This window comes from Castellaniella daejeonensis (genome assembly GCF_039523555.1).
Classification (GTDB): Bacteria; Pseudomonadota; Gammaproteobacteria; order Burkholderiales; family Burkholderiaceae_B; genus Castellaniella; species Castellaniella daejeonensis.
The window spans coordinates 39,423-62,191 of record NZ_BAAAFN010000004.1 but is presented as its reverse complement, the minus strand read 5'-3'; the positions used below and the strand labels follow the sequence as shown (position 1 = coordinate 62,191).

Annotated in this window: 20 protein-coding genes and 1 tRNA gene; 10 read left to right on the top strand and 11 right to left on the bottom strand. The window is 68.6% G+C overall.

All coding sequences use genetic code 11. The annotated features are described in order from the left end of the window. From glyS to gloA, 5 genes are all read left to right on the top strand, one after another. The gene (gene glyS / locus ABD022_RS00525; protein ID WP_325125635.1) at positions 1–2,145 is read left to right on the top strand and encodes a glycine--tRNA ligase subunit beta; all 2,145 of its coding nucleotides are present in this window, start codon (positions 1–3) and stop codon (positions 2,143–2,145) included. Beyond that, a complete protein-coding gene (gene gmhB / locus ABD022_RS00520; RefSeq protein WP_325125637.1) occupies positions 2,142–2,696 on the top strand; it encodes a D-glycero-beta-D-manno-heptose 1,7-bisphosphate 7-phosphatase in 555 nt (184 codons plus the stop codon). Before glyS ends, gmhB begins: the two co-directional genes overlap by 4 nt. Beyond that, positions 2,693–3,424 carry a lysophospholipid acyltransferase family protein gene (locus tag ABD022_RS00515; RefSeq protein WP_325125640.1) on the top strand — a complete coding sequence of 244 codons (732 nt, stop codon included), beginning with the start codon at positions 2,693–2,695 and terminating at the stop codon, positions 3,422–3,424. Before gmhB ends, ABD022_RS00515 begins: the two co-directional genes overlap by 4 nt. Before the next feature lie 58 nt (positions 3,425–3,482). After that, entirely contained in the window at positions 3,483–4,373 is an 891-nt protein-coding gene (locus tag ABD022_RS00510; RefSeq protein ID WP_425545190.1) for a M48 family metallopeptidase, read from the top strand. A 78-nt stretch (positions 4,374–4,451) separates the two neighbouring features. Then, a complete protein-coding gene (gene gloA / locus ABD022_RS00505; protein ID WP_325125644.1) occupies positions 4,452–4,847 on the top strand; it encodes a lactoylglutathione lyase in 396 nt (131 codons plus the stop codon). A gap of 21 nt (positions 4,848–4,868) precedes the next feature. Here the strand turns inward: gloA and rsmA are convergent, their stop codons facing one another. From rsmA to ABD022_RS00490, 3 genes are read right to left on the bottom strand one after another with little or no spacing between them, the layout of a single operon-like run. After that, on the bottom strand, positions 4,869–5,768 hold the full coding sequence (gene rsmA, locus ABD022_RS00500; RefSeq protein ID WP_343819522.1) for a 16S rRNA (adenine(1518)-N(6)/adenine(1519)-N(6))-dimethyltransferase RsmA: 900 nt from the start codon (positions 5,766–5,768) through the stop codon (positions 4,869–4,871). A gap of 1 nt (position 5,769) precedes the next feature. Continuing rightward, positions 5,770–7,299 carry a peptidylprolyl isomerase gene (locus tag ABD022_RS00495; RefSeq protein WP_343819520.1) on the bottom strand — a complete coding sequence of 510 codons (1,530 nt, stop codon included), beginning with the start codon at positions 7,297–7,299 and terminating at the stop codon, positions 5,770–5,772. Then, on the bottom strand, positions 7,296–9,662 hold the full coding sequence (locus ABD022_RS00490; RefSeq protein ID WP_325125649.1) for an LPS-assembly protein LptD: 2,367 nt from the start codon (positions 9,660–9,662) through the stop codon (positions 7,296–7,298). Before ABD022_RS00490 ends, ABD022_RS00495 begins: the two co-directional genes overlap by 4 nt. 151 nt (positions 9,663–9,813) lie before the next feature. Between ABD022_RS00490 and ABD022_RS00485 the strand changes: the two genes are divergently transcribed. The 3 genes from ABD022_RS00485 to ABD022_RS00475 all read left to right on the top strand — a co-directional run bounded on the left by ABD022_RS00485 (position 9,814) and on the right by ABD022_RS00475 (position 12,481). Then, positions 9,814–10,863 (top strand): aminoglycoside phosphotransferase family protein, encoded by a 1,050-nt coding sequence (locus ABD022_RS00485; protein WP_343819518.1) that lies wholly within the window; start codon positions 9,814–9,816, stop codon positions 10,861–10,863. After that, the gene (gene murU, locus ABD022_RS00480) at positions 10,863–11,624 is read left to right on the top strand and encodes an N-acetylmuramate alpha-1-phosphate uridylyltransferase MurU (RefSeq protein WP_325125653.1); all 762 of its coding nucleotides are present in this window, start codon (positions 10,863–10,865) and stop codon (positions 11,622–11,624) included. Before ABD022_RS00485 ends, murU begins: the two co-directional genes overlap by 1 nt. Before the next feature lie 134 nt (positions 11,625–11,758). Beyond that, positions 11,759–12,481 (top strand): hypothetical protein, encoded by a 723-nt coding sequence (locus ABD022_RS00475; protein ID WP_325125655.1) that lies wholly within the window; start codon positions 11,759–11,761, stop codon positions 12,479–12,481. Positions 12,482–12,514: 33 nt separating this feature from the next. Here the strand turns inward: ABD022_RS00475 and glnQ are convergent, their stop codons facing one another. The 6 genes from glnQ to ABD022_RS00445 form a co-directional block, all read right to left on the bottom strand. Beyond that, complete coding sequence (gene glnQ, locus ABD022_RS00470; protein WP_325125656.1) at positions 12,515–13,243, bottom strand: glutamine ABC transporter ATP-binding protein GlnQ; 729 nt, start codon at positions 13,241–13,243, stop codon at positions 12,515–12,517. Next, positions 13,240–14,079 (bottom strand): ABC transporter permease subunit, encoded by an 840-nt coding sequence (locus ABD022_RS00465; protein ID WP_325125659.1) that lies wholly within the window; start codon positions 14,077–14,079, stop codon positions 13,240–13,242. Before ABD022_RS00465 ends, glnQ begins: the two co-directional genes overlap by 4 nt. 106 nt (positions 14,080–14,185) lie before the next feature. Further along, complete coding sequence (gene glnH / locus ABD022_RS00460; protein WP_343819513.1) at positions 14,186–14,944, bottom strand: glutamine ABC transporter substrate-binding protein GlnH; 759 nt, start codon at positions 14,942–14,944, stop codon at positions 14,186–14,188. A 191-nt stretch (positions 14,945–15,135) separates the two neighbouring features. Beyond that, a complete protein-coding gene (locus tag ABD022_RS00455; RefSeq protein ID WP_325125663.1) occupies positions 15,136–15,921 on the bottom strand; it encodes a MetQ/NlpA family ABC transporter substrate-binding protein in 786 nt (261 codons plus the stop codon). Between the two features lie 23 nt (positions 15,922–15,944). Continuing rightward, positions 15,945–16,601: a methionine ABC transporter permease gene (locus ABD022_RS00450; RefSeq protein ID WP_325125665.1), complete on the bottom strand. Its 657-nt coding sequence runs from the start codon at positions 16,599–16,601 to the stop codon at positions 15,945–15,947. Then, complete coding sequence (locus ABD022_RS00445) at positions 16,598–17,611, bottom strand: methionine ABC transporter ATP-binding protein (protein ID WP_325125667.1); 1,014 nt, start codon at positions 17,609–17,611, stop codon at positions 16,598–16,600. Before ABD022_RS00445 ends, ABD022_RS00450 begins: the two co-directional genes overlap by 4 nt. Before the next feature lie 179 nt (positions 17,612–17,790). Between ABD022_RS00445 and ABD022_RS00440 the strand changes: the two genes are divergently transcribed. Next, positions 17,791–19,332: a bifunctional aminoglycoside phosphotransferase/ATP-binding protein gene (locus ABD022_RS00440; protein WP_325125669.1), complete on the top strand. Its 1,542-nt coding sequence runs from the start codon at positions 17,791–17,793 to the stop codon at positions 19,330–19,332. Between the two features lie 230 nt (positions 19,333–19,562). On the opposite strand, the gene ABD022_RS00435 is transcribed toward ABD022_RS00440, so the two are convergent. Further along, positions 19,563–19,638, bottom strand: a tRNA-Lys gene (locus tag ABD022_RS00435). Positions 19,639–19,707: 69 nt separating this feature from the next. Here ABD022_RS00435 and ABD022_RS00430 point away from each other — a divergent pair. Further along, complete coding sequence (locus ABD022_RS00430) at positions 19,708–20,493, top strand: metallophosphoesterase (RefSeq protein WP_325125671.1); 786 nt, start codon at positions 19,708–19,710, stop codon at positions 20,491–20,493. Here the strand turns inward: ABD022_RS00430 and ABD022_RS00425 are convergent. Further along, the gene (locus tag ABD022_RS00425; protein ID WP_325125756.1) at positions 20,471–22,603 is read right to left on the bottom strand and encodes a glycoside hydrolase family 31 protein; all 2,133 of its coding nucleotides are present in this window, start codon (positions 22,601–22,603) and stop codon (positions 20,471–20,473) included. The two genes, ABD022_RS00430 and ABD022_RS00425, sit on opposite strands and share 23 nt — an antisense overlap. Between the last annotated feature and the right edge of the window lie 166 nt (positions 22,604–22,769).

Below are 22,769 nucleotides of genomic sequence, written 5' to 3'. Positions count from 1 at the left end.
ATGAGCACTCATCCGAACGCACGTGCCCTGGTCGTCGAGCTGGTCACCGAAGAACTCCCGCCCAAGGCGCTGGATGCCCTGGGCCGGGCCTTTGCAGAAGGCATCCGGAAGAAGCTCGACGAAGCCGGCCTGCTGGCCGACCCCGATGCCTGCACCGCCTATGCCACCCCCCGGCGGCTGGCCGTCCGGCTCGATGCCGTGCTGGGTCAGGCCCCCGACCAGGCCTACGCCGAAAAACTCATGCCCGCGTCCATCGGCCTGGATGCCGCGGGCGCGCCCACGCCCGCGCTGCTGAAAAAGCTCCAGGCCAAGGGCCTGGGACACCTGGGCGCAAACGACCTGGCCCGCCGGCATGACGGCAAGCAGGACGTGCTGTACGCCGAAGGCACCGCCCCCGGTGCGAAACTGGCCGACGGCCTGCAGCAGGCCCTAGACTACGCCGCCAGCCACCTGCCCATTCCCAAGGTCATGCAATACCAGCTGGCCGACGGCCGCACCAGCGTGAAATTCGTGCGTCCGGCCCAGCGCCTGCTGGCCCTGTGGGGCACGGACGTCGTCCCCGTGCATGCGCTCGGCCTGGAGGCCGGCCGGATCACCCTGGGCCACCGTTTCCTGGAAACCGGCCCGCTGAGCATTGAATCGGCCGAAACCTGGGCCGACCGCCTGGCTTCCGAAGGCCGCGTGGTGCCGTCCTTTGCGGAACGGCGCGCGCTCATCGCCCGCCAACTGGCCGAATCATCGGCCTCGGTGGGCGCCACCATCGGCCAGGGCCCCGAAGTCGAAGCCCTGCTCGACGAAGTCGCCGCCCTGGTCGAATACCCGACGGTCTACGTCGGCGCCTTCGAGGAAGCCTTCCTGGCCGTGCCGCCGGAATGCCTGATCCTCACGATGCGCCTGAACCAGAAGTACTTTCCCCTGTTCGATCCGGCCACGGGCGCACTGACCCACCGCTTCCTGATCGTCAGCAACATGCAGCCTGCCGATCCGACCCACATCATCCAGGGCAACCAGCGCGTGGTGCGTCCGCGTCTGGCCGACGCGCAATTCTTCTACCAGACAGACCTGAAGACGCCGCTGATCGACCGCGTGGCCGACCTTGCCAACAGTGTCTACCACAACAAGCTGGGCACCCAGTTGCAGCGCACCGAGCGCGTGCGCAAGCTGGCCCGCTGGCTGGCGCCGCTGCTGGGCGGCGACCCCCTGGCGGCCGCCCGCGCCGCCATGCTGGCCCACGCCGACCTGGGCACCCAGATGGTGGGCGAGTTCCCCGAACTGCAAGGCATCATGGGGGCCTACTACGCGGCGCACGACGGCGAGCCCGCCGACGTAGTGCGTGCCCTGCGCGACCAGTACCGCATCCGCCTGGACGAACCCGTGACGGACGACACGCTCACGGCCGCCGTCCTGTTCATGGCGGAACGCGCCGAGACCCTGGTCGGCATCTGGGGCATCGGCCTGGCGCCCACCGGCGAACGCGACCCCTACGGCCTGCGCCGCGCGGCCCTGGGCCTGATCAGCGCCTACGAGCAGCTCACCGCTGGCGGCCGCCTGCAGCCCAGCCAGGACACCCCTGCCCGGCTCGCCGCCCTGCTGGAGCAGGCGGCCGACGGATTCGCCCCCGGCCAGCTCGCCAAAGACACGGTCGACGCCGTGCTGGAATTCGTCTACGAGCGCTACCGCAATCAGCTGGCCGCGGGCTCCGACCGCTCGGCCATCGACGCGGTGCTGGCCCTGCGCCCCCCGCTGCACCAGGTCGCGGCGCGCGTCCAGGCCTGCGAACGGTTTGCCACGCTGCCCGAGGCCGAATCCCTGGCCGCCGCCAACAAGCGCGTGAGCAATCTGCTGAAAAAGGCCGACGACACCCAGCCCGGCTTCGATCCGGCGCTGCTGACCGAGCCTGCCGAACGCCAGCTGGCCGACACCATCGCCCGCCTGGAACCCCAGGCCACCGCCCAGCTGAAGGCCGGCGACTTCACCGCCAGCCTGGCCACCCTGGCCCAGGCCCGCACCGCCGTGGATGCCTTCTTCACCGACGTCATGGTCATGGCCGAAGATGCCCGCGTGCGAGCCAACCGCCTGGCTCTGCTGCGGTCCCTGCACGGACTGATGAACCAGGTGGCCGACCTGTCGAGGCTCGCCCGGTGAAACTCATCATCCTGGACCGCGACGGGGTCATCAACCACGACAGCGACGCGTTCATCAAGTCGCCGGACGAATGGGTGCCGATCCCCGGTAGCCCGGAGGCCATCGGCCGGCTCAGCCAGGCCGGCTGGCGCGTGGTGGTGGCCACCAACCAGTCCGGCATCGCCCGCGGCCTGTTCACCATGGAAACCCTGGGCGCGATCCACGCCCGGATGCGCCAGGTGGTGGCCGACGCGGGCGGACGCATCGATGCCATCTTCTGCTGCCCCCACGGTCCGGACGACGGCTGCGCCTGCCGCAAGCCCCTGCCCGGCATGCTGCACGACATCGCCCAGCGCCTGGATGTGCGCCTGGACGGCGTCCCCCTGGTGGGCGACAGCCTGCGCGACCTGCACGCCGCGGCCGCCGCGCATTGCGCCCCCTGGCTGGTCCTGACCGGCAAGGGCCGCAAGACCTGGGAAACCTCGGGTACCAGCGGCGAGCTTCCCGCCGGCACCCAGGTCCGGGACGACCTGGCCGCCGTGGCCGACACCCTGCTGAAGACCACCCCATGATCCACCTTCGCTCCGCGCTCTACATGGCCTTCCTGGTCGTGACGGTCATCCCCTACGCCCTGTGCTGCGTGCTGTGGGCGCCCCTGCCCCTGTCGTGGCGCTATCGCCTTACCCTGGGCTGGCCGCGCATGGCGCTGTGGGGAGCCCGCTGGATCCTCGGCATGCGCTACCAGGCGCGCGGCCTGGAGCACCTGCCCGCCGAAGGGCCGGCCATCATCCTGTCCAAGCACCAGTCCGCCTGGGAAACCCTGTATTTCGCGGTCAAGCTGCCGCGCGACGTCGTCTTCGTCTACAAGAAGGAACTGCACTACGTGCCCTTCTTCGGCTGGAGCCTGGCGCTGCTCAGCATGATCCCCATCGACCGCACCAAGGGCAGGGAATCCTTCGACCAGGTGGTGAAGATCGGCAGCCGGCGCCTCAAAGAAGGCCGCTGGCCCGTGCTGTTCCCGGAAGGCACCCGGGTGGCACCCGGCCAGACTGGCCGCTACAAGCAAGGCGGGGCGCTGCTGGCCTGCCGCACCGGCACGCCGGTGATCCCGGTCGCCCACAATGCCGGTGAATGCTGGCCGCGCAACGCCTTCCTGAAGACGCCCGGATTGGTGACCGTGTCCTTCGGCCCCGCCATCGATCCGGCCGGGCACACCCCGGCCACCCTGAACGACGCCGTGCGCGAATGGATCGAGGCCGAAATGCGCCGCCTCAATCCCGAGCGCTATGAAACCCGCTGACGTCCGGCAGCTCGACCTGTTCGGCGCCGGCGACTGGCCGGCCGCCGAACCGGCCGCCATGCCCGGCGCAACCCACGGCCGCGGCCCCGGCCAGCCTGCCCCGCCCGCGGCCAGCCCGGCCCGGGAGCCGCCCGCCTCCCGGGCCGAGGCGCCCGCCCCGCACCGGCCATCCGCGCCCCAGCCTTCGCCGCCGCCCACACTGCCGCCGGGCGGACGCTGGCTGACCCTGCCACTGGACGGCTGGACGCTGGGCTACGTCCTGCGCCGGGCGCGCCGCAAGACCATCGGGCTGCACGTCCGAGATACGGGCGTGGCGATCCAGGCCCCCGCCTGGGCCACGCGCGCGCAGATCGAGGACGCGATCCGCCACAAGGCGGACTGGATTCGCGAAAAACTCCAGGACCGCGACCGGCGGCTGGAACAGCTGGCCCTGCAGGCCGGCCAGTGGCGGCCGGGAGGCCGCATCCCCTACCTGGGCGTCGCCATCGAGCTGCGACTGGACGGCGCGCGGCCGGTCCGCTACGAAGGCGATCCGGACAGCCCCGCCGCAGGCGACCGCCTGTTCCTGCCCCTGCCGGACGCTGCCGACGCAAGCCGCATCCAGGAACGCGCCCAGGCCTGGCTGCAGGAGCGCGCGCGGATCGATTTCGGCGTGCGCCTGAACCGCTGCCTGGAGCGGGCGGGCCGCTCCATCGCCGGCTGGGGCCTGTCTTCGGCCCAGGGCCGCTGGGGCTCGTGCACCAGCCAGGGGCGCATCCGCCTGAACTGGCGCCTGATCCACTTTGCCCCGGCCCTGATCGACTACGTGATCGCCCACGAAGTCGCCCACCTGAAGGAAATGAACCACGGCCCCGCCTTCTGGCGCGAGGTCGAACGCCTGTGCCCCGATTTCCGGGCGGCGCGCGACACGCTGCGCCGCCAGCCTCCGGACACCCTGCCCCTGATCTGATCCCGGGGCGCGCAGGCGGCCCAGGGGGTGAAAAATGCGTATGATGACGTGATCAACGCACCACCGGAGAATCCCATCATGCGTCTGCTGCATACCATGCTGCGCGTCGGCAACCTGGACCGTTCCCTGATGTTCTACACGGAGACCCTGGGCATGCGGCTGCTGCGCCGCAAGGACTACCCCGAAGGCCGCTTCACCCTGGCTTTCGTCGGCTACCAGGACGAGTCCGAGGGCGCCGTCATCGAACTCACCCACAACTGGGACACCGACCGCTATGAAATCGGCACCGGTTACGGCCACATCGCCATCGAGGTCGAAGACATCTACGACACCTGCGCCACCATCAAATCGCGCGGCGGCCTGGTCGTGCGCGAGGCCGGCCCCATGAAGCACGGCACCACCGTGATCGCTTTCATCGAAGACCCCGACGGCTACAAGATCGAACTGATCCAGCGCAAGGGCCGCGAAGACTGATCTCCCGGAAAACCGGCACGCTCAGGCGGTCGGCATCACCCCGGCGTCCGACAGGGCATCGGCCATGTCCATGAACTGCGCCACGGTCAGTTCCTGGGGCCGCGCGGTCGGCGCCACCCCCAGTGCATCCCAGTCCAGCCATTCGGCCCAGGCGCCCAGGCTGCCGCGGATCATCTTGCGACGCTGTTCGAACACCCGGGCCACCAGCCGCTCGAATACCCGGGGATCGCGGGGCTGGCGCAGCGCATCGGGCGCCAGCGGGCGCATGCGCACCACGGCCGACATCACCCGGGGCGGCGGATCGAAGGCCTCGGGCGGCACATCGAACAGGTGCGTCATCCGGTAGCGCGCCTGCAGCATGACGGACAGCCGCCCGTACTGGCTGTCGCCGGGACGGGCCACCATGCGGTCGATGACTTCGCGCTGCAGCATGAAATGCTGGTCGTGGATCCGGCCGGCCCAGCGCAGCAGATGGAACAGCAGCGGGCTGGAGATGTTGTAGGGCAGGTTGCCCACCACGCGCAGCCGGCTGGCGTCCGTTCCACCCTGGCCCGGTTCCGCGTCGCTTGCGGCTGCCGCCAGCTCGCCGAAATCCACGGTCAGTGCATCGGCCTCGATCACCCGCAGGCGGTCCTCGCCCCACCGGTCGCGCAGCCCGCGGGCCAGGTCACGATCCAGTTCGACCACGGTCAGCCGATCCAGCCGGTCCAGCAGGGGCGCCGTCAGCGCCGACAGGCCCGGACCGATCTCGACCATGGCATCGCCGGGCTGCGGGTCGATGGCGCGCACGATGGCGTCCACGACCGACTCGTCGGCCAGGAAGTGCTGGCCGAAGCGCTTGCGCGCCTGGTGCGCACCCCCCGTCCGGGATTGCGTCTCGCCGCCCCCCCGGGAATGGCCCGGGGTTTTCCGGTGCGCCATGTCAGCGACCGCCGGCCGCCGCCTTTTCCAGGCGGTTGTCGATATAGGCCTGGCTGCGCAGCTGGTCGAGCCAGTCTTCGTAGGCCGGCCCGATGCGGCGCTGCATCAGCTCGCGGCGCGCCTGCATGCGGCGGAACTCCTGCTCCATGTTCTTGGTCTGACGAGCCTCGACCTGGATGAGGTGCCAGCCGAACGGCGACTTGACGGGCTGGCTGACCTGGCCGTCCTGCAGGGCGTTCATGGCCTGCTCGAAGGCCGGCACGGTCTCGCCGGGATTGAGCCAGCCCAGGTCACCCCCCTGGGGCGCGGAAGCGTCCTCGGAATAGCGCTTGGCCAGTTCGGCGAAGGATTCGCCGTGTTCGATGCGGTTGCGCAGCCCTTCAAGGATGGCGCGGGCCTTGTCGTCGTCCACGACCTTGGACGTCTTGATCAGGATGTGGCGGGCGTGGGTCTGGGTGACCATCATGGGCCCCGTGGGCGCCGGGGCGCGGGGCGCGGCGGCGGCCTGTGCCTGCGCGTTCTGGCCGGCATCGGGCCTGGCGGCCCTGGGCGCGGGACGCTGGGCGTAGCCCCGGCGCAGGACCTTCAGAATGTGGAAACCGCGGCCGCTCTGCACGATCCCGCTGATGCCGCCGGGGGGCGTGTTCTCGATGGCCCGCGCGAACAGGTCGGGCCAGTCGTGCAGCGGCCGGATGCCCATGTTGCCGCCTTCCAGTGCCTGGGGCCCGTTCGACGAGGCCGCCGCGACACCGGCGAAATCGGCGCCGGACTTGAGCTTGCGCAGGATGGCCTCGGCCTGCTTGCGCTTTTCCTCGACGACGCTGTTGGCCGCGTAGTCGGGCACCTCGATCAGGATCTGCGCCAGTTCGACCAGCTCGGGGCCGGCGGGAGCCGGCGCCGGCTCGGGCTCCGCCTGCGGAGCGGGCACGGCGGCGGGCGGCGCGGCCATCGGCTGGCCGGCGTTCATGGACAGGAAGGCATCGATGTCGCTGTCGCTGATCGTGATGCGGTCCTCGACGAAGCGCTGGCGCAGGATGTCGTCCTGGATCTGCGAACGCAGCTCGGCGCGGTAATCGTTCCAGTTCATGCCGCTGTTGGCGATTTCCTTTTGCAACTGGTCGACCGAGATGCGGTTGCGCTGGGCGATGGTCTGCACCGCATGGTCGACCTGTGCGTCGGACACGCGGATGCCGACGCGCCTGGCCTCGTGGTCCTGGAGGGCGGCGTTGATCATCTGCTGCAGCACCTGGCGCCGCAGCACGGGCGCCTCGGGCACCGGGATGCGCTGCTGCTCCATCTGGCGGCGCACCTGGGCCGCCTTGGCATCGACCTGCGCGAGCGTGATGACTTCCTTGTCGACGATGGCGGCGATGCCGTCCACGAACTGCTCGGCCGCGGGGGCCGGTGCCGCCGGGGCGGGAGCCGGGCGGTTCGCCTGCTTGCCGGCCGCCAGAGCGGGCGCGGACACCCAGGCGCCCAGCACGATGGCCAGCGCCAGGGCGCGGGCGGGATGACGCAAGCCAGACATCATTCGTACCTCTCGAAAACGGTTTTTTCAGGCGTATGGGGAGTGACGGGCTGGTAGCCGATGACGCGATCGGTCAACAGGGACATGGGGTCGGTGCCGAGCGAACCCAGGCCGACGAGTTCCAGCTGCAGGAACAGCGCGGTATTGGTCTTCTGGGCCGACACCGCATAGCGCTGCATCACCACGCGCGCGGCCCAGCCGCCGTCGCCCCGGTACTCCAGGCCCATGATGGACTGCGTGTTGCGCTTTTCGGCCAGTGAATAATCGTACCGCCCCACTCCGTACCAGCGCCGGGACAGCGGCCACTGGGCGCTCAGGCTGACCTGCTCGCGGGTTGTGGGGACCGTGCCCGAAGGCAGCACCCCGTAGGGGTCGGCATAGCTGTTGACGTCGCGCTCGTAGCGATAGGACAGCGACACCGTCGCCAGGCGTTTCGGGGTCCAGCGCACGCCGCTGCTGAGCCGGTTGCGCTTCTGGGTCTCGTGGTCGAACAAGCCGTCGAAATACACCGAGAACTTGTCGGTGAGCGCCGCCTTGGCGCCGACGAGGTAGTCCGACTGGGTATCGATGCGGGGCGTTTCGCTGGACAGCGTCACGCGCTGGTTGTCGAAATAGAAGCGCTGGGCGAGCGACAGGGAAAGACGCTCGAAGCCGGTGTCGGCGTCCAGCCAGCGGCTCGTCAGGCCGACGGTGAGCTGGTTGGCGTTGGCGATGCGGTCCCAGCCGCCGCTGAAGATGTTTTCATCGAAGGCCTGCTGGTAGTTGAAGGTGGCCAGGCCCGTGTCGAAGACGGGCAGGTCGTCCTGGTCGCGATATGGCACGTACAGGTAGTACAGGCGCGGCTCGAGCGTCTGGATGGCGGCATTGCCGAACAGCGACGCGTCGCGCTCCAGCGTCAGCCCGGTATCGACCGAGGCGATCGGCAGGATCCGCGACTGGCTGCGGGGACGGCCGGCGAATTGCTCCATGCCCGGTGTGCTCGCGAACCATTCCGTTTCGTACTGGCTCATGTGCAGGCCGACCTTGGGCGTCAGGTAGGCCCAGGGCAGCACGAAGGGGCGCGCGATCGAAGTGTAGGACGTCAGCCGCGTGCCGTTGGGCATCAGGCGCTGGCCGGATTGCTCGGGGAAGGCGTCGCCGTGGTAGATCGGCGCGACGAAACGCGTGGCCGTGTTCGTGGAGACCACGTCCAGGCCATGCCAGCCGTAGCGCTGCGCGGTGAAGCTGAGCCTGGGCAGCATGTCGTAGGGCGGCGCCAGGAAGGACCCGGTGCTGTCCTGCAGGGTCTGGTAGCGGTAGAACTGCAGGTAGCCGGACAGGTAGTGGCCGTCGGCCCAGGACAGCATCGCCTGGCTGGGCATGTAGGTGATGGCCGCGTCCGTCAGGCCGAAGGACGAGAAATCGCGGAAGTAGTTGTCGTCCGAAACCTTGCGCGCGTCCAGGTAGGCACTGAATCCCTTGCCCAGCGTCTGGGTATGCTGCACCGAATACATCCAGCGCTTGTCGCCGGTCTGGCGGTCGCGCATGATGTAGGTGCCGAACAGCTCGGAATGCGACAGGGAGCTCATGTGCCGGAATTCCGTGCCCAGCAGCAGGCCGCGCTTGCTGAGATAGCGCGGCGACAGCGTGGCATCGTAGTTCGGCGCCAGATTCAGGTAGTACGGGGTCGTGATCTCGATCCCGCCATTGCTCGACGTGCCGTAGGTGGGCAGCAGGAAACCGGACTTGCGGTCCCGGCCGAGCGGGAACGTCAGGTAGGGCGAATACAGGATGGGCGCGCCCTTGAAGTACAGCACGCCGTTGCGCGCCGCGCCCTCGTTCTCGTCCAGGTACAGGTCGACGCGGCTGGAATCGATGTACCAGGCCGGATCGGGGCCGGTCCAGCCGCTGTAGCGCACGTTCTTCAGGCGCATGTGCTGGCGGCTCAGGATTTCCGCCTCGTCGGCCTTGCCGACGCCAGCCGAGCCGCCCAGCCAGAAGCGCGGCTGCTCGATCATGCCCTTTTGCGTATCGACGTTGTAGCGCAGATGCGGGCCGCGCACGATATTGCCGTCGCGAATCACCAGGCCGTTGCCGCGGACATCGGCCTCGCCCGTGGACTGCAGGTAATCGATGCGGTCGCCCTTGATCACGGAATCCAGCCGGCGGACCTGGGCATCGCCGCGCAGGATCACCCGCCCGTCGGCGTCGCGCTGGATGTCGTCGCCGATCAGGAACGACGGCAAGGCGTCGTCTTTCAGGCCGGGATGCAGCCGCAGGCTGCCGACCATCCGCATACCGTCCGCATCCGGCGAGGGCTGCGCCGCAAGGGCCGGCGCCGAAAGGCACAGGCCCAGGAAGATGATGCGACCGATCCAATGCGCCAAGACCCGGTTCCCCGAAATGGTTGAAAGAGACGACCGATCGGCCCACCCGCGACGACCAGCGACCCAGTATTATAGAGAAGAAGCCGGGCCGCATCGTGTCCCGTCCCATCCGTCTTTCGTCCCATCTCCGAGTTTTCGCCGAATCCTGCGCATGAACCCTACCCCCACTCCGGATTCCCGCCTGGAAGCGCTGCGCCGCTGGCTGGACCAGCACGCCGGCCGCCTGGGCCTGGCACCGGACAGCCTCGCCCCCGTCTCCGGCGACGCCAGCTTCCGCCGCTACTTCCGCCTGCAGGCCGCCGGCGGCACCCTGATTGCCATGGACGCTCCTCCTCCCCACGAGGATTGCACGCCATTCGTCCGCATCGCGGGCCTGCTGGCGCGGGGCGGACTGCGCGTTCCCGACATCCTGGCCCAGGATCTCGACCAGGGCTTCCTGCTGCTGTCCGACCTGGGCGACCGCACCTTCTACGATGCCTTGCGCGATGGCCTGGACCAGGACGAGGCCGCCCTGCAGCGGCATTACCGGGGCGCGCTGCGCGCCCTGGTCGCGCTGCAGCGTTGCCCCGCCGACGGGCTGCCGCCCTACGACGAGCCCCGCCTGCTCGAAGAACTGGCCGTCTTTCCCGAGTGGTACCTGCGCACCCACCTGGGATACACCCCCGATGCAGCCGCCGATGCGGCGCTGGCGGACATCTTCCGCCTGCTGGCGCAGCGCGCGGCGGCCCAGCCGCGCGTCCTCGTGCACCGCGACTTCCACTCGCCCAACCTGATGCTCGGCCCGGACGAGCTGGATCCGGCGCCCGGCATCATCGACTTCCAGGACGCCCTGGACGGCCCGATCAGCTACGACATCGCCTCGCTGGCCCTGGATGCCCGCACCACCTGGGACGAGGCACGCCAGCTCGACTGGGCCATCCGCTACTGGGAATACGCCCGGACGGCGGGCCTGCCCGTTCCGGACGACTTCGCCCGCTTCCACGTCGACTACGAATGGATGGGGCTGCAGCGCAACCTGCGCATCCTGGGCGTCTTTGCCCGCCTCTCGCACCGGGACGGCAAGCACCACTACCTGGACCACATGCCGCGCGTGCAGGCCTACGTGCGCCAGGTGGCGGGCCGCTATGCCGTCTTCCGCCCCCTGCTGCGCCTGCTGGACCAGGCCGAGCGCGTGCCGCAGGCCGACGGATATTCTTTCTGATGCGCGCCATGATCCTGGCCGCCGGGCGCGGCGAACGCATGCGCCCGCTGACCGACACCTGTCCCAAGCCCCTGCTGCCGGTGGGCGGACGCCCCCTGATCGCCTGGCACCTGGAACGCCTGGCACGGGCGGGCATCACCGACATCCTGGTGAACCACGCCTGGCTGGGCGAGCGCATCGAGGCCGCGCTGGGCGACGGCCAGGCATACGGCGTACGGCTGCGCTATTCCGCCGAATCCCCCGCCCTGGAAACGGCGGGCGGCATCGCGCGCGCCCTGCCCTTCTTCCAGGACCGTCCCTTCCTGGTCGTGAACGGCGATGTCTGGTGCGACTGGGATCCTGCCCGGGCGATCCGGATCGCGGCCGGCTGGCCGGCCGGACGACTGGCCCATCTGGTCCTGGTGGACAACCCCGATCACCACCCCGAAGGCGATTTCATGCTGCAGGCCGACGGGTTCGTCGCGCCGCGCCCGGTATCCGACGGCCCGAGCAAAGATGCGCCGCTCCGGGCGGCCCACGCACCGGCCCCCGCGCTCACCTTCGCCGGCATCGGCCTTTATCATCCGGCCCTGTTCGCCGCCACGGAAGCAGACCGCCCCGCACCGCTCGCTCCGCTGCTGCGCCAGGCCATGGCAGCGCATGCCGTGAGCGGCGAGCGCCACGCGGGGCGCTGGGTCGATGTCGGCACGCCCGCGCGCCTGGCGGCGCTGGACGCTGCGCTTTCCGGGCAGGCATCCGGCACCCGCGCACAGACGCACTGACCACATCCGTCAAATCGCAACCGGATGTAGGCACACTCCCTGGGATGGCGCGAAACCGTTTATCCTAATTGGTTTCGCACCCGCGTCCGCACGCGGCGCACCACGCACGCATCAAGGAATCCAGGAATTTCGTCATGTCGCTTGGCCCCAAACGCCCCACCTTCAAGCCCACGCCCTATGGCTACACCCGCCGCAGCCGCGGGATCCCCCGCTGGCTGCTGCTGCTGATCACCGGCGCGATCCTGGGTGCCGGAGGCGTGCTGTTCCTGCAGCGCAGCTACGGGCCGCAGCGCCTCACGGTAGAGCAATCCGAACAGCTGCGCACGGACCTGAACACGGCCAACCTGGAAAACCAGCGCCTGTCCGTCGAATCCGAAAAGCTCAAGGTCCAGATCAAGCAGGCGCGGCAGGACCAGCAGGAACAGGCCGCCCGCGCCGAGCAACTGCGCAAGCAGGCCGCCGACATGCAGGCCGGCGTCGCCAGCCTGATCCAGGCCATCCCCCCCGATCCGCGCGGCTCCACGCCGGGGATCCGCGGCGCCGACATGATCGTCGACGACGGCGGGGTGGATTACCACATCCTGCTGATCCAGGACTTGCCTGAAGGCCAGTCCGAAGTCCCGGCCCTGCGCGGCCAGGTCAAGCTGATCGCCCAGGGCACGTATCCCAACGGCAACACCGCCTATGTCGACCTTGCCGAGCAGCCCCTGGACATGGGCCGCTACATCGTCGTCGAGGGCCGGGCCGAACTGCCGAACAAGGCCTTCCGCCCACGCCAGATCACCATCCAGGTCATCCCCGAAGGGTCCGACAAGGTCATCGCCACGCGCACCTTCCGCGTCACCGCCGCGCGCTGAGACCGAAGCCCCGGCCGTTCCGGGGATCCGGCATCAGGCCACGTGCTGCAGGAAGTCCTTCAGCCGCTGGCTGGGGGGCTGGCTGAGCAGGGTGGCGGGATCGCCGTCCTCGGCGATCTTGCCGCCGTCCATGAAGATCAGCCGGCTGCCCACCTTGCGGGCGAACTCCATTTCATGGGTGACCACGATCATGGTCATGCCCTCTTCGGCCACGTCCTGCATCACCTTCAGGACTTCGTGGCGCAATTCAGGATCCAGCGCCGAGGTCGGCTCGTCGAACAGCATCAGCAGCGGCTTGATGGCGAGCGCGCGGGCGATCGCCACGCGCTGCTGCTGGCCGCCCGACAACTGGCCCGGATAATGGCCGGCACGCTCGGCCAGCCCCACCTTGGACAGCAGCTCCAGCGCCTGCTCGCGGGCCTGGGCGCGGGGCGTGCCGCGGGTGTGGATGGGGCCGAACATGACGTTCTCGAGCGCGGTCAGCTGGGGAAACAGATTGAACTGCTGGAACACCATGCCGGCCTCGCGGCGCAGTTCGCGCACCTGGGCCGGCGGCCCGAGGACGCTGTGGCCATTGACGATGATGTCCCCGCCCTGGATGGTTTCCAGCACGTTGATGCAACGCAGGAACGTGGACTTGCCCGACCCGGACGGGCCGACCACGACCACGACCTCGCCCGCCTCGATGCTCAGGTCGATGCCGTCGAGCACGATGTTGTCGCCGAAGCGCTTGGTGACGTTCTTGAATTCGACGATGCTCATACGATGCGCGTCCTGTGTTCGATGAATTTCAGCGCCAGCGCGATGCACCCCGTCATGATCAGATAGATCACCGCGACCGCGCCCCAGATTTCCACGGCGCGGAAATTGCCGGCAATGATTTCCTGGCCCTGGCGGGTCAGCTCGGCCACCCCGATCACGATGAACAGGGACGAATCCTTGAGGCTGATGATGCACTGGTTGCCCATGGTCGGGATCATGCGCCGCAGCGCCACCGGCCCGATGATGCGGGCCAGGATCTTGTGGAACGGCAGGCCCATGGCCTGGCCCGCCTCGTACAGGCCCTTGGGCACCGACTGCAGGCCGGCGCGCACGATCTCGGCGATATAGGCGCCCGAATTGATCATCAGCGTCACGGTCGCGGCCGTGAAGCCGTCGATGCGCAGGCTCACCAGCAGCGGCAGGGCAAAATAGATGAACATGACCTGGACCACGATCGGCGTGCCCCGGATCACCAGGATGTAGACCTGGGCCAGGAAGGACAGCACCAGCGGAATCCGGGACAGGAAGCGCCACGCCAGCAGGACCAGCACCACCAGCCGCAGGCCCCACCAGACCTCGCCGGGCACGCCGGCCAGGGGGCCGTCGCCCAGCCAGGACGCCAGCCGCAGCAGGAGCACGGCAGCCACCAGGACCACGATGCCCCAGCCCAGGGTGCGGCGGGTCACGGGCACCGGCACGTACGTCACCACGACGCCGGACAGGGCGCCGATGATCGTGCCGCCGACCAGGCCGAGCAGGGTGATCTGGATCGTCATCCAGGAACCGGCCATCAGGTCGGGCCAGGCTGCCCAGATGGCGGACCATTCAAAAGTCATGGCCTTTCTCCATGAAGTTCGGCATCCGCACGGCGGACGCATGAAAAACGGCAACGGCGGCCGGACGCATGCATCCGGCCGCCGCCGTCGGATCGACCGCTTGCGCTCAGTTCACGGCGCTGGCTTTCTTGCCGAACCAGGTTTCATACAGCTTGTCGTAGGTGCCGTTGGACTTCAGCTCGCCCAGGGCCTTGTTGACGACGGCGACCAGTTCGCTGCCCTTGGGGAAGGCGATGCCGTAGAAGTCGCCGCTCTTGAGGGAACCGACGACCTTGACCTTGCCGTTGCCGGCGGTCTTGGCGTAGTACTGGACGTTGGGCGTATCGTGCACCACGGCATCCACGCGGCCGGTGGCCAGCTCCAGGAAGGCGTTGTCGATGTTCGGGAAGAGCTTGAGCTTGGCCGACGGCACGTTGGACTTCATGTAGTCCACCGTGGCGGTGCCGATCTTCACGGCGACCGTCTTGCCTTCCAGGTCTTTCGCGGTCTGGATGGGGCTGTCGCTGGCAACCAGGATCGCCAGGCCGGACTCATAGTAGGGCTCGGAGAAGTCGATGACCTTGGCGCGGTCCTCGCGGATGGTGATCCCGGCCAGGGCCACGTCCACGTTGCGCGTCTGCAGGCCCGGGATGATGCCGTTGAAATCCATCGGCTGCAGGCGGTATTTCAGGCCGGCCTGCTTGGCGATGGCTTCCCACAGCTGGATGTCGAAGCCGGTGTACTTGCCGTCCTGCTTGAACTCGAAGGGCACGAAGGCCGTGTCGGTCGCGACGATCAGGTCCTTTGCGGATGCCTGGGTCATCGGCAGTGCCAGGGTAAGAGCCAGCCCGGCGAGGGCGGCCTTGAAGGTCTTGGACAGCTTCATGTGAGGGTCTCCTTGTGGGATTCGTCTGCTGCGGCCGATTTACCGCGTCCTTGTGAATCTTAACTGAAATGCCCGGGATTCCCGCGATCCGGACCGCGGAAATCCCGGGCATGCGCCTGGATTCTCGGGAAATCCCCTAAGTCTGGCAGGGGAATCCGCCCGCCCCGCCGCGCGGGGACCGGGCCATGGCATCAGAACGCGGGAACGATGGCGCCCTTGTAGTGCTCCAGGATGTAGTCGCGGACCTTGGCGGTGTGCAGGGCGTCGACCAGCTTGCGGATCGCGGGATCGTCCTTGCGATCGGCGCGGGTCACCACGATGTTGGCGTAGGGGGAGTCCTTGTCCTCGATGAACAGGGCGTCCTTGACCGGGTTCAGGCCGGCTTCCAGCGCATAGTTGGTGTTGATCAGCGCCACGTCGACGTCGGGCAGCACGCGCGGCAGCGTGGCGGCTTCCAGTTCGCGGAACTTCAGGTTCTTGGGGTTTTCCGTCACGTCACGCGCGGTCGCCAGGATGTTGGCCGGATCCTTCAGCTTGATCAGGCCTTGCTTCTGCAGCAGCAGCAAGGCGCGCGCGCCGTTCGAGGGATCGTTCGGGATGGCGATCTGGGCGCCGTCCTTCAGGTCCTTGATGTCCTTGATCTTCTGCGAGTAGGCGCCGAAGGGCTCGACATGGACCAGGCCCACCGACACCAGCTTGGTGTCGTGTTCCTTGTTGAAGGAATCCAGGTAGGGCTGGTGCTGGAAGAAGTTGACGTCGATCTGCTTGTCGGAAACCTGCAGGTTCGGCTGGACGTAATCGGTGAACACCTTGATGTCCAGGTCCACGCCTTCCTTGGCCAGGTCGGGCTTGACGAATTCCAGCAGCTCGGCGTGCGGCACGGGAGTGGCCGCCACGGACAGCTTGGCCGCCTGCGCCGGGGCGGCGAAGGCCAGGGGCAATGCCAGCGCCAGGACCGGCGCGAATTTCTTGAACATGAGAGATCTCCTGAATCTAGGAACTACCGTCTGTTGAGCCTGGCTACCCAGCGGTCGCCAAACACTTGGAAAACCTGGACCATGATCACCAGGATCACGACCGTGACCGCCATGACGTCGCCCTGGTAGCGCTGATAGCCGTAGCGCACCGCCAGGTCGCCCAGGCCGCCGCCGCCGATCACTCCCGACATGGCGGAATAGCCGACCAGGGTGATGGCGGTGACCACGATGGCCGCCAGGATGCCGGTGGTTGCTTCCGGCAGCAGCGCCCACAGCACCGTCTGGCGGGATGTGGCGCCCATGGCGCGGCAGGCTTCGCTAACGCCCGGGTCCAGTTCGCGCAGCACGTTCTCCACCAGCCGGGCGAAGAACGGCGCCGCGCTGGCCACCAGCGGCGGGATCGAGCCCTGCACGCCCAGCGCCGTCCCGACCACCAGTCGGGAAAACGGGATCATCACGATCAGCAGGATCAGGAACGGCACCGAGCGCAGCACGTTCACGACGAACGCGACCGTCTGGTACACGATGCGATTGTCCATGGCCTGCCCCGGGCTGGACAGGAACAGCAGCACGCCCACCGGCAGGCCGATCAACACGGTGAACAGCAGGGAAAAGCCCGTCATCAGCAAGGTGTCGATCGTGGCTTCGCCGATCATCCACCAGTCCACATTCGCCATCATGGCCGCAATACCTCGTAATCGACGCCCGCCGCGTCCAGCGCCGGAGCAAGCGCTTCCAGGGCGGCGCCGGAACCCTCGGCCGCCACGACCAGCTGGCCGTAGGGCGTGTCCTTGATCCGTCCCACGGAGCCCTGCAGGATGCTCAGGTCCAGGCCCAGGTCTCGGCTCAGGCGGCTGAGCAGCGGAGTGGCCGTGCTGTCGCCGCGGAAACTGAGACGCAGCAGGCGGCCCGCCACCCCTTGCGCCAGGGTCCGCCAGCCTTCGCCGCCGTCCAGACCGCTTTCGGACAGCAGCGCGCGCGTCGCGTCGTGCCGCGGATGCAGGAACACTTCGAGCACCTGCCCGGTCTCGACGATGCGGCCGCCCTCGATGACCGCCACCCGGTCGCAGACCGCCCGGATCACGTCCATGCCGTGCGTGATCAGCACGATCGTGAGCCCCAGGCGCTGATTGATGTCGCCCAGCAGGCGCAGGATGGACTGGGTGGTTTCGGGATCCAGCGCCGAGGTCGCCTCGTCGCACAACAGCAGGCGTGGCTTGCTGGCCAGCGCGCGCGCGATGCCCACGCGCTGCTGCTGGCCGCCGGACAGCTGGCCCGGATACTTGTGTGCCTGGTCGGACAGGCCGACCAGGTTCAGGACCTCGCGGGCGCGCGCCTCGCGGTCGGCGCGCGGCATGCCCGACAGACGCAGCGGAAAGCAGACGTTGTCCATTACCGTGCGCGAGCGCAGCAGGTTGAAGTGCTGGAACACCATGCCCACCGAGCGCCGGTACTCGCGCAGCTGCGCGTCGGAAAATGCCGTGATGTCGCGCCCATCCACGCGCACGCTGCCCTCGGTGGGGCGTTCCAGCAGGTTGAGCATGCGGATCAGGGTGCTCTTGCCCGCGCCCGAACGCCCGATGATGCCGAAGACTTCGCCTTCGCGGATGTTCAGGTTGACGTCGACGAGGGCGTTCACCGCGCGGCCGGCGGACTCGTACGTCTTACGAATGTTCTCGAGATCGATCAAGATACGTGGTCAATGAAAAGATGGCGTCCCGGATCAACAGGATGCGAAACAGGAATTTACCATGCGGATTTGACAGATTATGCCGATAACATATTACCTGGAATTATGAAGAATCCCCCTGGACCGACGACGGGCTAGAATCCAGGCATCCCCATCGCATCCTGTTCCAAGGGGGCCGCATGCCGCAAGACGAGCCGTCCGAAGTCCTTGCCTTCCTGTCCGGGCGTCTGCGCGCCTCCGGCGAAGGCGCCCCCGAAACGATCCGGACGCATATTTCCGTCCTGCTGCTGGGCGGCGATCGGGTCTACAAGCTCAAACGCGCGATCCGGCTGCCCTACCTAGATTTTTCCACCCCCGAACTGCGCCTGGAGGCCTGCCGCCGCGAAGTGTCGCTCAACCGGCGCACGGCCCCGGCACTGTACCTGGGCGCGCGGCGCATCACCCGGGAAGCCGACGGCGCGCTGGCGCTCGACGGCCGGGGCGAACTGGTGGATGCTGCGGTCGAGATGCGACGCTTCGCCGAAGACACCCTGTTCACCCGGCTGGCGCAGGCCGGCCGCCTGGACCGCCCGCTGCTGACCGCACTGGCCCGCACGATCGCCGCTTTCCATGCGCAAGCCGAACGCGTTCCCGGCGAAGACGGTGCCCAGCGCCTGCTCGAAGTGCTCGAGCTCAACGAACAATGCCCCGACATGGCCCCCGCGTTCGGCACCCGGCCCGTGGAAGCGCTGCGCGCCGCCCTGCGCTCGGCCTGGGGGCGGCACGCTCCACAGCTCGACGAACGAGCCCGCCGCGGCAGGGTGCGCCGCTGCCACGGCGACCTGCACCTGCGCAACCTGTGTCTCCTGGACGGCCAGCCGACCCTCTTCGATTGCATTGAATTCAGTGAATCGATCGCCACGATCGACGTGCTCTACGACCTGGCCTTCCTGCTGATGGACCTGTGGCAGGCCGGCCTGCGGGCCGAGGCGAACTGGGTGATGAATCGCTACATGGACGAAAGCGGCGACACCGAAGGCCTGCCGCTGCTGCCGTTCTTCATGGCGCTGCGTGCCTCGATCCGGGCGCAGGTCCTTTCCACCCAGGCGGCCCAGCCGGATGCAGCGCGGCGGGATCTCATCCCCCAGGCCCGCGCATACCTGGACCTGGCCATGGAACTCCTGCGCCCGGCTCCCGGGCGGCTGGTGGCGATCGGCGGACTGAGCGGTTCGGGAAAATCCACCGTGGCCGCGGCCATCGCACACCATGTGGGCGCGGCGCCGGGCGCCCGGATACTGTCCAGCGACCGCATCCGCAAACGCATCGCGGGCGTTGCGCCCGAAATCCCCCTGCCTCCCGACAGCTACACGCAGGAATCGTCCGACCGCGTCTACGCCACCCTGGTTGCGGAAGCCGGGCACACACTCGCCCTGGGCCATGCATGCATTGCCGATGCCGTGTTCTCACGGCAGGAAGAGCGCCGGGCCATCGGGCACTGCGCCGCGGAAGCGGGCGTGCCTTTTCACGGCATCTGGCTGGAAGCCGACCCGCACACGCTGGTCGCGCGCGTGCGCGGCCGCAGGAACGACCCGTCCGACGCCACCGAGGATGTCGTCCTCGCGCAAATCCGGCGGCATGCCCGCCCCATGGGCTGGCACATGGTGCAGGCCGGAACGGACGGCGCGGCAACCCGGGCCGCAGTCCTGGCGGCGCTTGGCATCCCGCCGGAGGCTCGCGGCTGAGCCGTCCCGGGCACCGCCCGGAGAAAAGCAAAAGACAGGGAAGCGCGGCGGGGGGCGCCGGCCAATGCGCGGAAATACGGATTCACGGACCCGCGGCGCCGACCCACAATGACGAGAACAGGCACGGCGCAGTCCCCATGCGGGCGGCCGCCCGGGGCCCAGCCAGGCCCGGAAAACAGCACGCCTCCCGAAAGGGAGGCGCCATGTGCATGAAAATGCGGGAGAAATTCTGGTGGGTCGTGCGCGGCTCGAACGCGCGACCAACGGATTAAAAGTCCGGTGCTCTACCGACTGAGCTAACGACCCACGAAGCCTTTTATTTTGACATTGCATCAATATAGCGTCAAGTATCCGGAGATCGCGAGAGACCGTCCCATGTCCAACCCTTCCGCCCGCCCGCCCCTGCGGCTGCACATCCTGTCCGACCTGCACCTCAGCAGGCAGGGGCTGGAATTGCCCGACGTCGAGGCGGACATCACCATCCTCGCCGGCGACATCGCCCGCCCCCAGGCGGCCATGGACTGGGCCGGCCGAATCCCACGCCCCGTGCTTTACGTGCCGGGCAACCACGAGTTCTACGGCGGTCTCATCCCCGCCGTGCGCGCCGAACTGGCAGACCAGGCGCAAGCCCACGGCATCCGGCTGCTGGACCAGCAGGCGCTGGTGATCGACGGCGTGCGTTTCCTGGGCGCCACGCTATGGACGGATTTCGAGCTGTTCGGGGCCGAGCTGCGCGACCTGGCCATGGAACGCACCGCCGAATTCATGCGCGATTTCCAGGTCATCGGCAATGGCGACGGCACGCGTTTCACGCCCCGGGACGCCGCCGCGCTGTTTCGCGAACAATACGACTGGCTGGACGCCCAGCTGGACATCCCCCACCCGGGGCCGACGGTGGTGATCACCCACCATGCGCCCAACATGCGCAGCGTCCATCCGCGCTTTGCCGAATCGCTGATCAGCGCGGGGTTCGTGTCCGAGTGCGCCAGCCTGCTGAGCCGGGCCGACCTCTGGATCCACGGCCACACGCACGACAGCTTCGACTACGCGGTCTATGGCGCCCGCGTCGTCTGCAATCCGCGCGGCTACTGCCGCGACGGGGTGAACGAGAACCCGGATTTCGACCCGGGGCTGTGCATCAGCGTGCCCTGGAAATCCTGACCTCGGCCCCGCGGCGCTTGACCTCCAGGCCTTCGGACGGCAGGATGCGCAGGCCTTCCAGGCCCTTGATGTAGCTGGAACCCTGCATCTGCATGACGCGGATCTTGTTGCGCATGACCACCGGATTGTGTTCGGGCATGCCGAACATCCAGACCTCGTCCAGGATCCGGGCCGAATTGATCTCACCGGTATGCTGGGCGGCGGGCCCCAGGCACAGCATGTGGCCCTCGCGGCCGAACACCGGCAGCGTGTCCAGGCCCGGACGCACCGTCCAGCGGGTGCCGCCTTCGTAGCGCCAGCCCGTGTTCAGATCCCACCAGGCATCGCCCCGGGGCAGATAGACCTCGGTCACCCCGCCGGGCTGCATCACGGGAGCAACCAGCAGCGCCGGGCCCAGCAGGTACTGCGTGTCCCAGGCGTGGGCCTCGGGATCGGCCGGATAGGCCTGGGCCATCGACCGCTGCACCGGCAGGCCGGTGCGCACGGCGTCGTCGATGATGCCGGCCACATAGGGCAGCAGTCGGTAGCGCCATTGCAGCCAGTGCGCGACCAACGCACGCGTATCGGCGTCGAAGGCATCCGGCATCAGCGCCGGCAGCCCCTGGAAGCTGAAATTGGCGGAAAACACGCCCATCGCCAGCCAGCGCAGGTAGAGCTCGGGCGTCATGGTGCCGGCCGGCCGGCCGGCGTCGCCTAGGCGGTGGGTCTGCACCGCCACGCCACTGTTGCCGACCGACAGGGCCGCACGCAGCGTGGCGGCGTAGCCGTCCCAGTCGTTGCTCACGGACGGCCCCTGCTGCCAGGCGAAGCGCTGCACCCCGGGGAACAGGTCGCGGCTGAGCATGACGCCTTCCTGGGGCGTGCGCGGCCCGGCAACGGCATCGAACAAGGCGCGGCGCGCCAGGTGGGGATAGGCGGAGCGCAACACCGCGCCGGTTTCCCCGCCCCGTGCCTCGACCCCGTCGGGCAGATCGAACTGGGCCTGGCAGACCGGTGCGCCCAGCCCGTCTTCCACGGCCTGCAGGTGGCGCTCGGTCCATAGCCGGGCGGTGTCCCGGTGCGTCAGGTCCAGCAGCCCGAAAGGCCGCCCGGCGGAAGCCGGCGTGCCGGGACAGACCCAGGGGTCGCCTTCGGCGTCGCACAGCAGCCAGCCCCGGTCGGCCCATTCCTCGAACAGCGGCGTGCCGTGCAGCACGCCCGGTATGCAGGATCCCGCCAGGTGCAGGTCGAGTTCGGCTGCCGCCGCCGACAGGCTGCGCCAGTCGGACACCCGGCCGGACCACTCGAAGACCGGCTTGTCTTCCTGGAATCCCAGCACGGCCGGCTCGGCCAGCACCAGAGCATCGAGCCCCATGCCCTGGGCGCGCAGGCTGCGGACTTGCTGCAGGCTGAATTCGGCCGACTGGCCAGGCGCCTGGTCCAGCCAGACGCCCATGGGCCAGAGATTGGGCTGGCCGGCGCGGCCGGTAAGCGCCGTGTACTGGTTGAGGATTTCGGACGGGTCGCCGACGAACAGGAACAGGTCCAGGCCCATGCCGCGCGCCCGGGCGGCGTAGGCGCCGCCGGTCCGCAGGTCGTGTTCCACGCGGTCGAACGTATTCAGGTACGCACCCCAGCCGCGCGGGCTCCAGGCCAGGGGCAGGCAGCGGTCCCGGGGCACATCGGACACCAGGAGTGCGCCGCGGCGGTCGAGGCTGTCGGAGGTTTCGCCCAGGCCGTACAGGCCTTCGCCGGGCTCCAGCGCCCAGTCGATCGTCCAGGTGCCTTCGGCGCCGTCGCCGGCGGGTTGGACCGGCAGGTGGGCACGGGCCACGCACTGGCCGCCGCGAAACAAGCGCAGGCCGGCATCGCCACCCCCGATCTCCAGGCTGGCGTCGCCCTGAGCCAGCAGCCAGCGGCCCGCATCCAGTGACTGGCACGCCATCTCGCCGACAGGTTCCTGGCGGGCCAGCAGCATGTCGGCCTGGCGCTGCGCGCGCAGGGACGGCTTGCCGGGCTCCAGCCAGTCGCGCGGCCCGCAGCGCAGCCGGAACACGCCGGGCGCGTGGGCCTCGACCCGCAGGCGCCATTCGTCGGCATGCAGTGCCCATTCGACGCACGAGGGCGTCATGACGACCGGGCCGGTCTCGAAAACTTGGTCCGCCAATTCGATGGTGGGCGACACAGCGTGATCCTCTGGGCTCTTTACCCGCTGTGGGAGCTTCTGGACAAGTCCTCGCGCCGCATGCATCCGCGGATTCGGGCGGCTCGGCTCAGATTGTCCAGGCGCTCCCTTG

Excerpts from the sequence above, each read along its gene's own strand:
- glyS (WP_325125635.1), top strand. The coding sequence starts at position 1 with ATGAGCACTCATCCGAACGCACGTGCCCTGGTCGTCGAGCTGGTCACC.
- ABD022_RS00515 (WP_325125640.1), top strand. The coding sequence starts at position 2,693 with ATGATCCACCTTCGCTCCGCGCTCTACATGGCCTTCCTGGTCGTGACG.
- ABD022_RS00510 (WP_425545190.1), top strand. The coding sequence starts at position 3,483 with ATGCCCGGCGCAACCCACGGCCGCGGCCCCGGCCAGCCTGCCCCGCCC.
- gloA (WP_325125644.1), top strand. The coding sequence starts at position 4,452 with ATGCGTCTGCTGCATACCATGCTGCGCGTCGGCAACCTGGACCGTTCC.
- rsmA (WP_343819522.1), bottom strand. The coding sequence starts at position 5,768 with ATGGCGCACCGGAAAACCCCGGGCCATTCCCGGGGGGGCGGCGAGACG.
- ABD022_RS00495 (WP_343819520.1), bottom strand. The coding sequence starts at position 7,299 with ATGATGTCTGGCTTGCGTCATCCCGCCCGCGCCCTGGCGCTGGCCATC.
- ABD022_RS00485 (WP_343819518.1), top strand. The coding sequence starts at position 9,814 with ATGAACCCTACCCCCACTCCGGATTCCCGCCTGGAAGCGCTGCGCCGC.
- murU (WP_325125653.1), top strand. The coding sequence starts at position 10,863 with ATGCGCGCCATGATCCTGGCCGCCGGGCGCGGCGAACGCATGCGCCCG.
- ABD022_RS00475 (WP_325125655.1), top strand. The coding sequence starts at position 11,759 with ATGTCGCTTGGCCCCAAACGCCCCACCTTCAAGCCCACGCCCTATGGC.
- glnQ (WP_325125656.1), bottom strand. The coding sequence starts at position 13,243 with ATGAGCATCGTCGAATTCAAGAACGTCACCAAGCGCTTCGGCGACAAC.
- ABD022_RS00465 (WP_325125659.1), bottom strand. The coding sequence starts at position 14,079 with ATGACTTTTGAATGGTCCGCCATCTGGGCAGCCTGGCCCGACCTGATG.
- glnH (WP_343819513.1), bottom strand. The coding sequence starts at position 14,944 with ATGAAGCTGTCCAAGACCTTCAAGGCCGCCCTCGCCGGGCTGGCTCTT.
- ABD022_RS00455 (WP_325125663.1), bottom strand. The coding sequence starts at position 15,921 with ATGTTCAAGAAATTCGCGCCGGTCCTGGCGCTGGCATTGCCCCTGGCC.
- ABD022_RS00450 (WP_325125665.1), bottom strand. The coding sequence starts at position 16,601 with ATGATGGCGAATGTGGACTGGTGGATGATCGGCGAAGCCACGATCGAC.
- ABD022_RS00440 (WP_325125669.1), top strand. The coding sequence starts at position 17,791 with ATGCCGCAAGACGAGCCGTCCGAAGTCCTTGCCTTCCTGTCCGGGCGT.
- ABD022_RS00430 (WP_325125671.1), top strand. The coding sequence starts at position 19,708 with ATGTCCAACCCTTCCGCCCGCCCGCCCCTGCGGCTGCACATCCTGTCC.
- ABD022_RS00425 (WP_325125756.1), bottom strand. The coding sequence starts at position 22,603 with ATGACGCCCTCGTGCGTCGAATGGGCACTGCATGCCGACGAATGGCGC.